Annotated in this window: 17 protein-coding genes; 1 reads left to right on the top strand and 16 read right to left on the bottom strand. The window is 48.5% G+C overall.

Annotated features, from left to right (window positions below; genetic code table 11):
• Positions 1-13 precede the first annotated feature (13 nt).
• The 5 genes from tsaB to DW826_RS07695 all read right to left on the bottom strand — a co-directional run bounded on the left by tsaB (position 14) and on the right by DW826_RS07695 (position 5168).
• Positions 14-721, bottom strand: coding sequence for a tRNA (adenosine(37)-N6)-threonylcarbamoyltransferase complex dimerization subunit type 1 TsaB (gene tsaB / locus DW826_RS07715; protein WP_117552447.1), 708 nt, complete (start codon positions 719-721; stop codon positions 14-16).
• Entirely contained in the window at positions 722-1147 is a 426-nt protein-coding gene (tsaE, locus tag DW826_RS07710) for a tRNA (adenosine(37)-N6)-threonylcarbamoyltransferase complex ATPase subunit type 1 TsaE (protein WP_015553816.1), read from the bottom strand. It abuts the gene before it with no gap.
• Complete coding sequence (locus tag DW826_RS07705) at positions 1144-1638, bottom strand: YcxB family protein (RefSeq protein WP_021905509.1); 495 nt, start codon at positions 1636-1638, stop codon at positions 1144-1146. The genes tsaE and DW826_RS07705 overlap by 4 nt, the downstream gene beginning before the upstream one ends.
• The gene (locus tag DW826_RS07700; RefSeq protein ID WP_117552446.1) at positions 1635-2825 is read right to left on the bottom strand and encodes a MalY/PatB family protein; all 1191 of its coding nucleotides are present in this window, start codon (positions 2823-2825) and stop codon (positions 1635-1637) included. The genes DW826_RS07705 and DW826_RS07700 overlap by 4 nt, the downstream gene beginning before the upstream one ends.
• A 192-nt stretch (positions 2826-3017) precedes the next feature.
• A complete protein-coding gene (locus DW826_RS07695; protein WP_117552445.1) occupies positions 3018-5168 on the bottom strand; it encodes a Tex family protein in 2151 nt (716 codons plus the stop codon).
• Positions 5169-5418: 250 nt separating this feature from the next.
• On the opposite strand from DW826_RS07695, the gene DW826_RS07690 reads away from it, so the two are divergent.
• Positions 5419-6138, top strand: a complete 720-nt coding sequence (locus tag DW826_RS07690; RefSeq protein ID WP_117552444.1) for a DUF4190 domain-containing protein — start codon at positions 5419-5421, stop codon at positions 6136-6138.
• Between the two features lie 338 nt (positions 6139-6476).
• Here DW826_RS07690 and DW826_RS07685 read toward each other — a convergent pair whose 3' ends face one another.
• From DW826_RS07685 to secY, 11 genes are all read right to left on the bottom strand, one after another.
• Complete coding sequence (locus DW826_RS07685) at positions 6477-7013, bottom strand: L17 family ribosomal protein (RefSeq protein ID WP_015553821.1); 537 nt, start codon at positions 7011-7013, stop codon at positions 6477-6479.
• 144 nt (positions 7014-7157) lie between these two features.
• On the bottom strand, positions 7158-8120 hold the full coding sequence (locus DW826_RS07680) for a DNA-directed RNA polymerase subunit alpha (protein WP_117470158.1): 963 nt from the start codon (positions 8118-8120) through the stop codon (positions 7158-7160).
• Between the two features lie 112 nt (positions 8121-8232).
• Positions 8233-8826 carry a 30S ribosomal protein S4 gene (gene rpsD, locus DW826_RS07675; RefSeq protein ID WP_015553822.1) on the bottom strand — a complete coding sequence of 198 codons (594 nt, stop codon included), beginning with the start codon at positions 8824-8826 and terminating at the stop codon, positions 8233-8235.
• Between the two features lie 15 nt (positions 8827-8841).
• A complete protein-coding gene (gene rpsK / locus DW826_RS07670) occupies positions 8842-9243 on the bottom strand; it encodes a 30S ribosomal protein S11 (RefSeq protein WP_015553823.1) in 402 nt (133 codons plus the stop codon).
• 87 nt (positions 9244-9330) lie between these two features.
• Positions 9331-9699: a 30S ribosomal protein S13 gene (gene rpsM, locus DW826_RS07665; protein WP_015553824.1), complete on the bottom strand. Its 369-nt coding sequence runs from the start codon at positions 9697-9699 to the stop codon at positions 9331-9333.
• Positions 9700-9807: 108 nt separating this feature from the next.
• Positions 9808-9921, bottom strand: coding sequence for a 50S ribosomal protein L36 (gene rpmJ, locus DW826_RS07660; RefSeq protein WP_003022746.1), 114 nt, complete (start codon positions 9919-9921; stop codon positions 9808-9810).
• Between the two features lie 232 nt (positions 9922-10153).
• Complete coding sequence (infA, locus tag DW826_RS07655; protein ID WP_015553825.1) at positions 10154-10372, bottom strand: translation initiation factor IF-1; 219 nt, start codon at positions 10370-10372, stop codon at positions 10154-10156.
• Positions 10373-10377: 5 nt separating this feature from the next.
• Positions 10378-10551, bottom strand: coding sequence for a hypothetical protein (locus tag DW826_RS18220; protein WP_015553826.1), 174 nt, complete (start codon positions 10549-10551; stop codon positions 10378-10380).
• Between the two features lie 11 nt (positions 10552-10562).
• Positions 10563-11327 carry a type I methionyl aminopeptidase gene (map, locus tag DW826_RS07650; RefSeq protein ID WP_015553827.1) on the bottom strand — a complete coding sequence of 255 codons (765 nt, stop codon included), beginning with the start codon at positions 11325-11327 and terminating at the stop codon, positions 10563-10565.
• A 4-nt stretch (positions 11328-11331) separates the two neighbouring features.
• On the bottom strand, positions 11332-11976 hold the full coding sequence (locus DW826_RS07645; RefSeq protein WP_117470223.1) for an adenylate kinase: 645 nt from the start codon (positions 11974-11976) through the stop codon (positions 11332-11334).
• A 107-nt stretch (positions 11977-12083) separates the two neighbouring features.
• Positions 12084-13406, bottom strand: a complete 1323-nt coding sequence (secY, locus tag DW826_RS07640; protein ID WP_117552443.1) for a preprotein translocase subunit SecY — start codon at positions 13404-13406, stop codon at positions 12084-12086.

Here is a 13406-nt window from a genome sequence, read left to right as displayed (position 1 = left end):
AGTCACCATCCACTCAGGCCTTCTTCTCTTCTCTCTCCTCGCGCTCCCGCTCCGCCTGGGACTTTCTCAGGTAGTCCGGCTTATGCTCCATGGCAGTCTCCGTCTTTCCCTCCGCAAAATAGACAGCACCGAGAGCGGCCACAGATGCGGCTCTCTGGCGGTTTACATGCGCCGGGGCAAGATCATAAGGCACGGTCATCTTCTCCGCGATCTGCTTCTCATAAACAGGCACACCGTCACCTAAGAAGATCACGCGCTCGCCCATCGCGTTCAGTTTTTCGATCAGCTCACCCATATCCATCGCATCCTGATCCATCACGGTCTCAAATTTCTTCTCAAAGCGATAGATTCCCGTGTAGACCTGGTTTCTTCTCGCATCCATGATCGGACAGATCAGTCCGGATGCACCGAACAGGTTGTACGCTGTCGCGTCAAGCGTCGGAACATGGATCAGCGGCTTATTTAATGCCAGTCCAAGTCCCTTCGCCGTCGCAGACCCGATTCTGAGGCCCGTAAAGGATCCCGGACCGCCGGATACTGCGATGGCGTCGATCGTATTCAGATCGATCCCCACAAGTTTTACCATCTCATCGATCATCGGCAGCAGGGTCTGCGAATGGGTCATCTTAAAATCCACCGTATATTCCGCCATCGTGATCCCGTCCTCATAGATGGCCGCCGATGCCACCAGTGAGGAACTTTCAATTCCTAAAATCCGCATCTATTTTTCCTCCACCGTGATCTTTCTGTAATCGAAGCCCTTTTCCAGGTTCTTCTCGATGGTGACAGTCTTCACATGCTCCGGCAGGATCTCCTCGATCATGTTGGACCACTCAATAAGAGTCACGCCTTCCCCGTAAAAGCAGTCTTCATATCCGACTTCATCCATCTCGCTGATGTCACCGATCCGGTACACATCAAAATGGTACAACGGCATTCTTCCGCTGTCATACTGCTGGACGATCGTGAAGGTAGGGCTGTTTACCGGCTCCGTGATCCCGAGTCCCTCAGCAAAGCCCTTCGTAAAAACTGTTTTTCCGACGCCGAGATCGCCGTTCAGGCAGATCACTTCGCCTGGCTTTGCCTGTTCCCCAAGCATTTTTCCAAAGGCGAAGGTCTCCTCCGGTGCGTTTGTTTCTTTTATCATGCCTTTAATCCTTTCGTCTTCTTCGGCGGAAGATTCCGCTTGCAGAAATCGACAAACTCCTGTTTTCTCCCTTCAATAGACCGGAATGGCACAAGATATCCGTTTGTCGGTCCGACCTTGATAATATACATGTTCGGGATCCGAACGACTTTCCAGATCTGATCCCATTTCAATTCTCCGGTCACACCGGCCTGTTCGACCCCGATCTGCTCATCCGAAACGTCAAGATTGATCGGCGTTGAGTATCCGGTCGTTTTCGCATGCGCCTTTGCCTTCATCCAGATCATGATCGGCTGGACAAACACAAAAAGGATGATACAGCCCAAAAGCATGACTCTCTGCATCACTGCCACTGAGCTCCATGCGTATCCGAGGATCCCGATGACCAGGATCAGGAACACGAATGTAAAGATCCCGGCAAATCCCGAATACGCGCTGTACATGGAGAAATCAAAAATATCTCTCGCTGTCATTTTTACCTGAATTTTCATACCAGTTTTTCCTCTTCAAATGCCGTCCGGATCCGGTTCATACACTCCTCGATGACGCTGCGCGGGGAAGCGACGTTGATACGCTCAAATCCGCGTCCCTCCTCACCGAAGATATATCCCTCATCCAGAGCGACCTTTGCTTTCTTCTGCATCAGTTCTTCCAGTTTTTTCTCATCCCGGTCAACGTATCCGTTGAGATCAAGCCACGCGAGGTAGGTTCCCTCCGCCTTGACGAGATGGGCCTTCGGAAGGTATTTCTTTAAATATTCGTCGATATACGCGAAGTTTCCATCCAGATAGTCCTTCAGCTGCTCCAGCCACTCTTCCCCCTCTGTGTAGGCCGCGATCATCGCCGTCATACCCAGAGCGGAAGCGCCATCCATGGACAGGCTGCCATTCACATAGTCTTTCCATTTTTTCTGAAGCTCTTTATTGTGGATCACAATGTTGGAGGTCTTCATTCCAGCAAGGTTAAAGGTCTTGCTCGGCGCCGTGCAGACAACGATCCGGTCCGCATACTCCGAAGCCACATTCATGATCGGTGTAAACGTCACGCCACGGCGGATCAGGTCGCAGTGGATCTCATCGCAGATGATCCATTTGTCGTACTTTTTACAGATCTCTACCGTCTTTTTAAGCTCGTCCTCCGTCCAGACACGACCTGTCGGGTTATGCGGACTGCACACCACGAGAACCTTGTTTGACGGGTCCGCCATCTTCTTATCGAGATCCTCAAAGTCGATCCGGTAAGCACCGTTCTCATAGATCAGCGCGTTGTCCACCGGAACACGGCCATTGCTGTTGGCTTTATTTGTAAATGGATAGTAGATTGGCCGCTGGAGAACGATCCCGTCCCCCGGCTCCGTGAGGAGGTTGATGAGTGCCGCATAGGCAGCCACAATGCCCGGACAGAAAAACAGGTTCTCTCTGCTCTCATTCCAGCCGTAGCGCTTTTTCATCCAGCCTGTCACCGCATCCATGCACTCGTCCGCATCGTACATGGTGTATCCGAAGATTTTCCGGTCGATCCGCTCATGGAGAGCCTTTAAGATCGGTTCTGCGCAGGCAAAATCCATATCCGCGATCCAGAGGGAGAGTGAATCCTTGTCCGCTCCCTTTGGCAGGCGCTCAACCTTCACTGCATGGGTTCCTTTACGGTCGATCACTTCATCAAAATTATACTTCATGACTGACTCCTCCATTTCTTCGGCTCGCCGGAATATTCACCGTCTGGCCCGTGTATTCCTTTTTTATCTGGTTCGTCTCCTTAAAAGCCTTATATCTCTGGCATTCCTACGCTGAAATCAGCTTCTTCCTGCCACAGGGATTTTATGACTTTTCCGTCAACTAAACGTTCCTTCGTATCGATAGTTTAGAATTTATTCCTCGTCCAATATCATAGATAAGGAAATCCTTTTCTTCGCCATATCCACTCCGAGAACCTTCACCTCAACGATATCCCCTACGCTGACCGCCTCAAGCGGATGCTTGATGTACTTCCTGGAAAGCTGGGAAATATGCACCAGACCATCCTGATGGACACCGATATCCACGAAAGCACCGAAATCGATGACGTTTCTTACAGTTCCCTTCAAGATCATTCCCGGCTTTAAATCCTTCATATCAAGGACATCGGTCCTTAAGATCGGTTTCTGCATCTCCTCACGCGGATCCCTCGCCGGTTTTTCCAGCTCTTTTACAATATCCTTCAAGGTCTCCTCACCGGCTTCAAGCTCCTCGGAAAGTTTCTTGTAATCTGTGATCTTTTTGCTGATTCCGGCCGCGCCGCCCTTCGCGATCTCCTCCGGTTCAATCTTTGCACGCTTTAATAACTCCAGCGCTGCCTTATAAGACTCCGGATGTACAGAGGTTCCGTCAAGCGGATTGTCCCCGCCTGCAATTCTCATAAATCCGGCACACTGCTCAAATGCCTTCGGGCCAAGCTTTGCGACCTTTAAGAGCTGGCGGCGGTTCGTAAACGCGCCGTTCTCCTCACGGTATGCGACGATGTTCTTCGCGATCACCTTGGAGATACCGGAAATATACTCTAAAAGAGATGCGGACGCCGTATTTAAGTCGACACCCACCTTATTTACGCAGTCCTCAACAACGTTTCCAAGAGCCTCGCTCAGATGTTTCTGGTTCATATCATGCTGATACTGGCCGACACCGATGGACTTCGGATCGATTTTTACGAGCTCCGCAAGCGGGTCCTGGAGACGTCGTGCGATGGAGACGGCACTTCTCTGTCCCACGTCGAATTTCGGGAATTCCTCTGTGGCAAGCTTGCTGGCAGAATATACGGAAGCTCCTGCCTCATTTACGATCACGTACTGGACGTGTTCCGGGATCTCCTTGATAAACTCCGCGATGATCTGCTCGGACTCTCTGGAAGCCGTTCCATTTCCGACGGAGATCAGGGAGATATTGTATTTCTCGATGAGCTTTTTTAAGGTCTTCTTCGCGTCCTCCACCTTGTTCTGCGGTGCGGTCGGGTAGATGACCACGGTATCCAGGACTTTTCCTGTGGCGTCAACGACTGCTAACTTACAGCCGGTACGGAACGCCGGATCCCATCCCAATACCACGCGGCCTGCGATCGGAGGCTGCATGAGAAGCTGCTCTAAGTTCTTTCCGAAGATCTTGATGGCACCGTCCTCCGCCTTCTCGGTCATGAGATTTCTCACCTCACGCTCAATTGCCGGGGCGATGAGACGGTTGTAGCTGTCTGCGATCACTTCCTGTAAGACCGGAGTTGTCACCGGGTTCTCTCTGGTGATGACCATCTTATTTAAGTAGCGTAAGATCTTCTCCTCCGGAGCCGCGATCTTTACAGTCAGGATCTTTTCCTTCTCACCGCGGTTTAAGGCGAGAATCCTGTGTCCAGCGCACTTTCTTACAAGCTCCTCGTGATGATAGTACATCTCGTAAACGGACTCTGTCTTCTCGTCCTTCGCCGCGGAGACGATAGAACCTTCCTCTTTTGTCACATTGCGGATGTATGCACGGTATTTTGCCACCTCGGAGATGCGCTCCGCAAGGATATCCTTTGCGCCGTCAATGGCCGCTTTCGCGTCTGCAACGCCTTTTTCCTCGGAGACATACTGGGTAGCCAGTGTTTCAATCGGTTCTTTTGTCACCTGCAGCAGGATCGTATCGGCCAGCGGCTCCAGGCCTCTCTCCTTCGCCATGCTGGCTCTTGTCTTTCTCTTCGGGCGGAACGGCAGGTATAAATCCTCCACCGCCACCATAGTCTCGGCTTCCTCGATCTTCTTCTTTAAATCAGCCGTCAGTTTTCCCTGATCCTCGATCGATGCGAGGATCTGAGTCTTGCGGTCTTCAAGACCTCTCAGATATTTTAATCGTTCATCCAGGTTTCTTAATACCTCATCGTTTAAGGAACCGGTTACTTCCTTCCGGTATCTGGCAATAAACGGAATCGTGTTTCCCTCGTCAATGAGCTTCACAGCCGCCTCGACCTGGCTCATTTTCACTCCCAATTCCGCAGTCAGTACGCCTAAAATGTCCATGTTCTTTCTCCTTCTAGTTCTACCCCGGAAAGCATAAAGCCGCCGGAGATGTCATTCTCCATTATAATTCAATCCATGCTCTTATGCAACTTAAATGTGGACATGGACGGCGTTTCATGTTAAACTATACGGTAACTGTTCCGTATTATTTTTCTTAACCATCGAGGGGCTGACCGGCCTTTTTTATCAGGGAACAGTGCTATGAGCATTTTGGCGGCAGCGCCGCAGAATTACAACAGGAGGAATTTTCATGGCAGATTACGAAGATCAGAATTCATCTGAATATAAAGATATGAACCAGGAAACACAGGCTGCTGATCCGAATCCGCACAGCGCCGGAAACGTTCCGCAGGCTCCAGATCCGGCACAGCCGGACCAGCAGAATCCACCCCAGAATAACGGACAGGATCCGTATTGGCATAATCCACAGAACGGACAGCCGATCCCGCCTCAGAATAACGGACAGGATCCATACTGGCAGAGTCCGCACAACGGTCAGCAAGTCCCGCCTCAGAATCCTGGACAGGATCCATACTGGCAGAATCAGCAGAACAGCGGGCAGTTCCCGCATCAGAACGGTCAGCCACCATATTGGCAGAATCAGTACAATAACGGACAGCCGCCCTGCTGGCAGAACCAGCCGCAGCGCCCGAGACGCGAGAAAAACTCCTTCGCAACGATCTCTCTGATCAGCGGAATCTTCGCCCTCTTAACGCTCTGCTGCTTCGCCTTCCCGGTCGCTATCATCTGCGGCGTCGGCGCAGTCTGCTTCGCCATTATTTCAAAAAAAGGCCAGCCCTTCAGAGGCACTGCAGTAGCCGGAATCATCCTTGGCGTCATCGCCGTTCTTCTCGGCATCGGCGAGTTCTTCTATGTGCTGACTATCACAAACCTAATGAAAGACCCGGCAAATGCTGCTGCATTCAACGAGTTCTTTGAGCAGTTCCAGAGACAGCTCGGAATAAACTAAACACGAAAGTCACAAAGACCATAGACACATTATTTATCAGATAGTGTCTATGGTCTTATTTTGTACTATGAGTCCGCTCAACCTGGGCACCCCCCACTGGCAAACTCGCGCTGCACGCTCTGCTGCCTGCGAAGTTCGTTGGCCACCCGCTCACTCGCAAACTCGCGATTACGCGCTCTATTGCCTGCTTCGCAGGCTGTTTGCACGTTAGTAGCGCAGGGAAAGTAAATCTCTGCTTCGCAGCCGCTTGTATTTCCTCTGCGCTCACTAAAAGAAGACCGACAGAACACGCTCACACGTATTCTACCGGTCTTCAGCGATTTCGTATTAAATTAGAATTAAACGAGCTCGATCAGAACTGCCATAGCACCGTCGCCCTTACGCTGACCGATCTTGATGATTCTTGTGTAACCACCGTTACGGGAAGCGTACTTCGGAGCGATCTCGTTGAACAGCTTGTTTGTAAGATCAACTTTCTTTGTGTTTTTCTTCTTACCAGCTGCTGCTGTCGGAACCTCTGTTACGTCATAAAGAGCTTTTACCATCTGTCTTCTTGCATGAAGTCTGGACGGCATGTCCTTCTTGATTTCCTTCTCAACTTCGTCGTATACAGTAACTTTCTTACCGTCAACAACTTCTTTTACTCTCTTGCCGTCAGCGTCCTTGCGGGCAACCTTAGCTGTAACTTTAACAGTCTCGAAGTTATCTTTCTCTTTTACTGCAAGAGCGATCAGGCTCTCAACGATCTTTCTTACTTCTTTAGCTCTTGCCTCAGTTGTAACGATCTTTCCATGATATAAAAGGTTTGTAGCCTGAATTCTAAGTAATGCTTTTCTCTGACTGGAAGTTCTTCCGAGTTTTCTATAACCTGCCATGATTTAATTTCCTCCATTTGTGGAACAGCCGCCCACGCTTCTTTGGACTTACTGGACCGCCGCCTTTTTTTCCATAATGAGTCGCTCTACGCCCTTCTGCGCCCTTCGGACTTACCTTCCGGGTGAATGTATCACAACCAAAATTTACTGTTCGTCGCTGGAATTGAGCTGTAAGCCCAGTTCTTTTAACTTTGCAAGTACTTCCTCGAGGGACTTGCGACCAAGGTTTCTAACCTTCATCATGTCCTCAGAAGTGCGGCTGCAAAGCTCTTCAACGGTATTGATACCTGCTCTCTTGAGACAGTTGTAGGAACGAACGGATAACTCCAGCTCGTCGATGTTCATCTCAAGAACTTTTTCTTTCTCGTTGTTCTCCTTTTCAACCATAACCTCTGCAGTCTTTGCATTCTCAGAGAGGTCGATGAAGAGATTCAGATGCTCGCTTAAAACTTTAGCAGCAAGGCTGACTGCCTCGTCCGGATCCAGTGTTCCGTTTGTGTAGATCTCAAGTGTGAGCTTATCGTAGTCTGTCTGCTGACCAACACGGGTGTTCTCAACAGACATATTGACACGCTCAACCGGTGTATAAATGGAATCTACAGCGAGAACTCCGATCGGAAGATCGTCGCTCTTGTTCTTATCAGCGCTTACGTAGCCACGGCCGTTGGTGATCGTAAGTTCCATGTAGAACTTGCTGTCTGCGCCGCCGCTTAAGGTTGCGATAACCTGATCCGGATTCAGGATCTCGATATCAGCATCTGTCTGAATGTCAGAAGCGTGGATCACACCCTCACCCTCGAACTCGATGTACGCAGTCTTCGGCTCGTTTGTATCACTGTTGTTCTTAATTGCTAAGCTCTTGATGTTCATAATGATCTCAGTCACATCTTCCTTAACGCCGGCGATGGAACTGAACTCATGAAGTACACCATCAATTTTCACCTGGCTGACAGCAGAACCCGGTAAAGAAGAAAGCATGATTCTTCTCAGGGAATTTCCCAGAGTTGTGCCGTAACCCCTCTCAAGCGGTTCTACGACAAACTTTCCGTATCTTTTATCTTCGGAAATCTCAGCAATCTCAATGTTTGGTTTCTCAAAATCGAACACAAAAAGCCCCTCCTTTTGGGTATGCTTTGACAAATGCCACGAAGCGTTCTTTTAGAACACAAAGCATCCGGCCGGAAATGGCCAGATACTTTGTAAAAACCGCTCCGGTGAATTATTTGGAGTATAACTCGACGATGAGCATCTCGTTTACAGGAACGTCGATCTCTTCTCTTGTCGGAAGAGTTTTGATCTCGCCCTTTAAGTTCTCATGGTCAGACTCTAACCATGCCGGAACAAGACGGCCAGCTGTGGTCTCGAGAACCAGCTTGTAGTGGTTGTCGCCTTTGTTCTTTTCTCTGATCTCAACAACATCGCCAGCCTTTACAAGGTAAGACGGGATGTTTACGCACTTGCCGTTTACAAGAACGTGCTTGTGGTCAACGATCTGTCTAGCTTCCTTTCTTGTTCTTGCGAAACCAAGACGGAAGATAACGTTGTCAAGTCTGCGCTCAAGAAGGATCATAAGGTTTTCACCTGTCTGTCCGTTTAAACGCTCAGCCTTATCGTAGTAGTTACGGAACGGCTTCTCCAGAACGCCATAGATGAACTTAGCTTTCTGTTTTTCTCTTAACTGAAGACCATACTCACTGATCTTCTTGTTTGCTCTTTTAGATTCTCTGTTGGATTTTTTATCTATTCCTAAATAAATGGGATCAAGGTCAAGGGATCTGCATCTTTTAAGAACAGGAACTCTATCAACTGCCATTTTACTTCCTCCTAATTAGACTCTTCTACGCTTTGGCGGACGGCATCCGTTGTGCGGAACCGGTGTTACGTCCTTAATGCTTGTTACTTCAAGACCACATGCCTGAAGGGCACGGATAGCAGCCTCACGGCCAGATCCCGGTCCTTTAACCATAACGTCTACGGATTTTAAACCATGTACAAGAGCTGCCTTAGTTGCAGTTTCTGCAGCCATCTGTGCTGCATATGGAGTAGATTTCCTTGAACCTCTAAATCCCAGACCGCCTGCACTTGCCCAAGATAAGGCATTACCCTGTGCATCTGTTAATGTCACGATTGTGTTGTTAAAAGATGACTGGATGTGCGCCTGTCCGCGTTCAACGTTTTTCTTTACACGCTTTTTTGTCACTTTTTTAGCAGTGGACACTTTTTTAGCCATTTTAAACTAACCTACTTTCTCATTTACTGAACCCTGTTTCCTGTCTTTAAAACATGCAACGTGATTCAAAACATTTGTTACTGATAATTATTTCTTCTTGTTTGCAACAGTCTTTCTCGGACCCTTGCATGTTCTTGCGTTTGTCTTGGTCTTCTGACCACGGCAAGGAAGACTCTTTCTGTGACGAATACCTCTGTAGCATCCGATCTCCTGAAGTCTCTTGATGTTTAAAGCGATCTCACGACGTAAGTCACCTTCAACAGTCTGAGTCTCAGCGATTACTGCTGCAATGTTCTTTACTTCGTCATCGGTTAAATCCTTTACACGTGTGTCAGGATTTACACCAGCCGCAGCAAGAATACGGTCTGCACTTGCTCTACCGATACCGTAGATATAAGTTAAGCCGATTTCGACACGTTTTTCCCTTGGTAAATCAACACCTGAAATACGAGCCATGAGTGGTACCTCCATTTAAATATTGTAGAAATAGTTATTGCCGACACAACAACGCACTCTCGCGTTTCATGTCAAAGCCGCGCGAAAAAATACAGGCAAATTGCGGCATCAGCCCTGTCTCTGTTTGTGCTTAGGATTTTCACAGATAATTCTGATACTGCCTTTTCTCTTAATAACCTTGCACTTCTCGCAAATCGGTTTTACTGATGATCTTACTTTCACAGTAATTCTCCTTTCCTTCGTAGTCCGCTTCCCTTTACTGCCGGAAACACACCGATTCCGTGCCATCTGGGAACGGCATTACGGGTTGCTATACCTGTATAAAAAGCACCTGAAAATGGGCATAATACAAGCGTTCCAACAAAGTTCGCTTGAGCATTATAACACTTCCTTGCCGGAAAATCAAGCGTTTTTATTGGTTTTCTTCAACTTTTTTAGCCCTTTGTCAAGGATACTATTTATCTCTCCAAATAATACGTCCCTTGGATAAATCGTAAGGGGACATCTCTAATGTTACCTTATCACCCGGAAGAATACGGATGTAGTTCATACGCAGTTTTCCACTGATGGTAGCTAATACCTTGTGACCATTCTCAAGTTCAACCTGGAACATAGCGTTCGGCAGCTTCTCAACAACGACGCCTTCGATTTCGATTACGTCAGCCTTAGACATAAAATTTACCTCCTGTTTCGTTTCTTAATGATCTGGACATGCTTTTTATTTTTCCGGAGGACCCGGCCGTTTTCTGCAAGCAGAGAAACGTATGTTCCAAGATCCTCCGATATGACATAAATTTTATCCTTGTCATTTCCGGCAATCGATCTTGCCAGGAATCCCGGGGTCATTTCCATGCTGGACCCTCCTATTCAAGGCCCGGGCGCAGGGAAAGGATCTCCGGCTCGCCCTCAGTGATGAGGATCGTATTCTCATAGTGAGCGGACAGGGCATGATCTGCTGTAACAACGGTCCAGTCATCGTCCATCCAGATTACATCCGGTGTGCCGGCATTGATCATCGGTTCAATGGCCAGAGTCATACCCGGCTGTAAAAGGATTCCCCTTCTCTTTGTCGCAAAGTTCGGGACCTCCGGATCTTCATGAAGGTGGGTACCAATTCCATGTCCAACCAACTCGCGGACAACGCCATAGCCGAATTTTTCGGCGTATGCCTGGATTGCCGTGGAGATATCATTCAGATGATTGCCTGCTTTCGCAAATTTAATACCTTCGTAAAAGCACTGTTTTGTGACATCCATCAGTTTCTGTGCTTCCGGGGAGACGTTTCCTACTGCCCAGGTGCGGGCTGCGTCGGAATGGTATCCCTTATAGATCGTCCCCGCATCAAGGCTGACGATATCGCCATCCTTTAAAATACGGTGCTTATTCGGGATTCCATGTACGATCTCATCATTTACGGACACGCAGATGGATGCAGGATATCCATTGTAATTTTTAAAGGAAGGAATACATCCATGGCTGCGGATCAGACGCTCTCCCAGCTTATCGATGTCCAGAGTGGACATTCCCGGGTGAACAGCTGCATGCAGCTCCTCGTGCACCTGCGCCAGAATTTCTCCGGCTTTTCGCATCAGTTCGATCTCTCTCGGCGATTTAATTGTTACTGCCATTATTTTAAGCTCCTAAAATCTTTGTGATAGCCTCAAATACCTGTTCCATATTCTGCGTTCCGTCTACGGTGTAGAGGACGTGCTTATCCGCATAGAAGCTGATGAGCGGGCGCGTCTGCTCATGATAAACAGAAAGACGTTTTGTAACAGTCTCCGGCTTATCATCGTCTCTTAAAATGAGTTCAGCGCCGCACTTGTCGCAGATGCCTTCCTTCTTCGGAGCAGCATATACGATGTGATAAGTCATTCCGCACTTTACGCATGCACGGCGGCCTGCCATACGGGTAACGATCTTTTCGTCCGGTACGTCAACATCGATCGCGAAATCGATCGCCTCTCCCTTTTTGGCAAGAGCCTCTGTGAGGGCCTCTGCCTGCGGGATCGTACGCGGGAAACCATCGAGAATGTATCCCTTTTCGCAGTCCGGCTGGCTGATTCTGTCCATAACAAGATCAACCGTCAGTTCGTCCGGAACAAGAAGTCCCTGGTCCATGAATGCTTTTGCCTTCTTGCCAAGCTCTGTTCCGTTCTTAATGTTTGCCCGGAAGATGTCTCCGGTGGAAATGTGCGGGATTCCGTACTTTTCCGCGATTCTCTGTGCCTGGGTGCCTTTTCCGGCTCCCGGCGCGCCCAACATAATGATTTTCATAATTGTAATTTCCTCCACTCGTCCTAAAAAACCGAAAAAGCGGGCGAAAAGCATCTTTCCGCCCGCTCCGATTTTCAGCACGCAGCTGCTGCTATTTCTCTATTTGATCAATCATTTAAGAATCCCTTGTAATTTCTTACAAGCATCATAGACTCCACAGCCTTGATCGTCTCGAGGATTACACCTGCAATAATGATCAGGGATGTGCCGCCGAAGGAAAGATTGCCGACAGAGAAGAGACCGGATGCGATGATCGGGATAATGCACACGATCACCAATCCGCAGGCACCGATAAATACAATATAGTTTAAGATATTGTTGAGGTAGTCTGAGGTTGGCTTACCTGGGCGGATGCCCGGGATAAAGCCGCCGGACTTCTTCATATTATTAGCAACTTCCAGTGGGTTAAACGTAATGGACGTATAGAAATACGCGAACAGTACGACTAATACGATATATACGAGCATACCAATGGAGTAAGCCGGAGCTTCCGGTTTAAACCAGTTGGATGAGCTCAACGCTAACAGGATCTTTCCAGCGATGGTTGAATAATCAACGTGGAAGAACTGAGCGATCATAACCGGCATTGACATGATGGAAGAAGCGAAGATGACCGGAATAACGTTCGCGGTGTTTACCTTCAACGGAATGTAGGTAGACTGTCCGCCGATCATTCTGCGGCCCTGCATCTTCTTGCTGTACTGTACCGGGATCCGGCGCTCTGCATCGTTTAAAACGAGGACAAAGACAACGATCGCAACGATAATTGCCAGTACAATGATGCCTGATACAGTTGCGACTGCAACTGATCTGCCTGCCATAAAGCGCTCATATAATGTCATCATATCCTGCGGAGTACCAGATACGATATTGATCAGAAGTACGATGGAAATACCGTTTCCTACTCCATTGTCTGTAATCCTCTCGCCAATCCACATCAGAAGAGCAGAACCTGCGGTCATAGCGGCTACGACCGTAAGATATCCCCAGATGTTACGGTGGTCTTCGAGAAGAAGTCCCTTTCCGCCAAGGCCAACTGCCATTGCGCAGGACTCAAAGAGAGCCAGGCCGACGGTAAGATATCTGGTGTACTCTGCAATCTTCTTTCTTCCATCCTCACCGTCCTTCTGCATTTCCTCAAGCTTCGGAATTGCAATTGTGAGTAACTGCATAATGATGGAAGATGTGATATACGGGGTGATACTCAATGCGAAGATAGACATGGAGGAGAAAGATCCTCCTGTGATCGCATTAAAGAATCCCATTCCAGAGTTCTGCAGATTTGAAAAGAAATCATGCAGATAGCTCGGATCAACGCCCGGTATCGGAAGACAGCAGCCGATTCGGATGACTACAAGCATCATAAAGGTGTAAAGAAGTCTGTCGCGGACTTCTTTCACCTTAAATGCTTTCTGTAAGGATTTTAACAT

Origin of the sequence: Clostridium sp. AM34-11AC, assembly GCF_003435375.1 — a bacterium.
Classification (GTDB): domain Bacteria; phylum Bacillota; class Clostridia; order Lachnospirales; family Lachnospiraceae; genus Pilosibacter; species Pilosibacter fragilis.
Note: the sequence above shows the minus strand (reverse complement) of the source record. Positions and strands in the feature narration are given on the sequence as shown.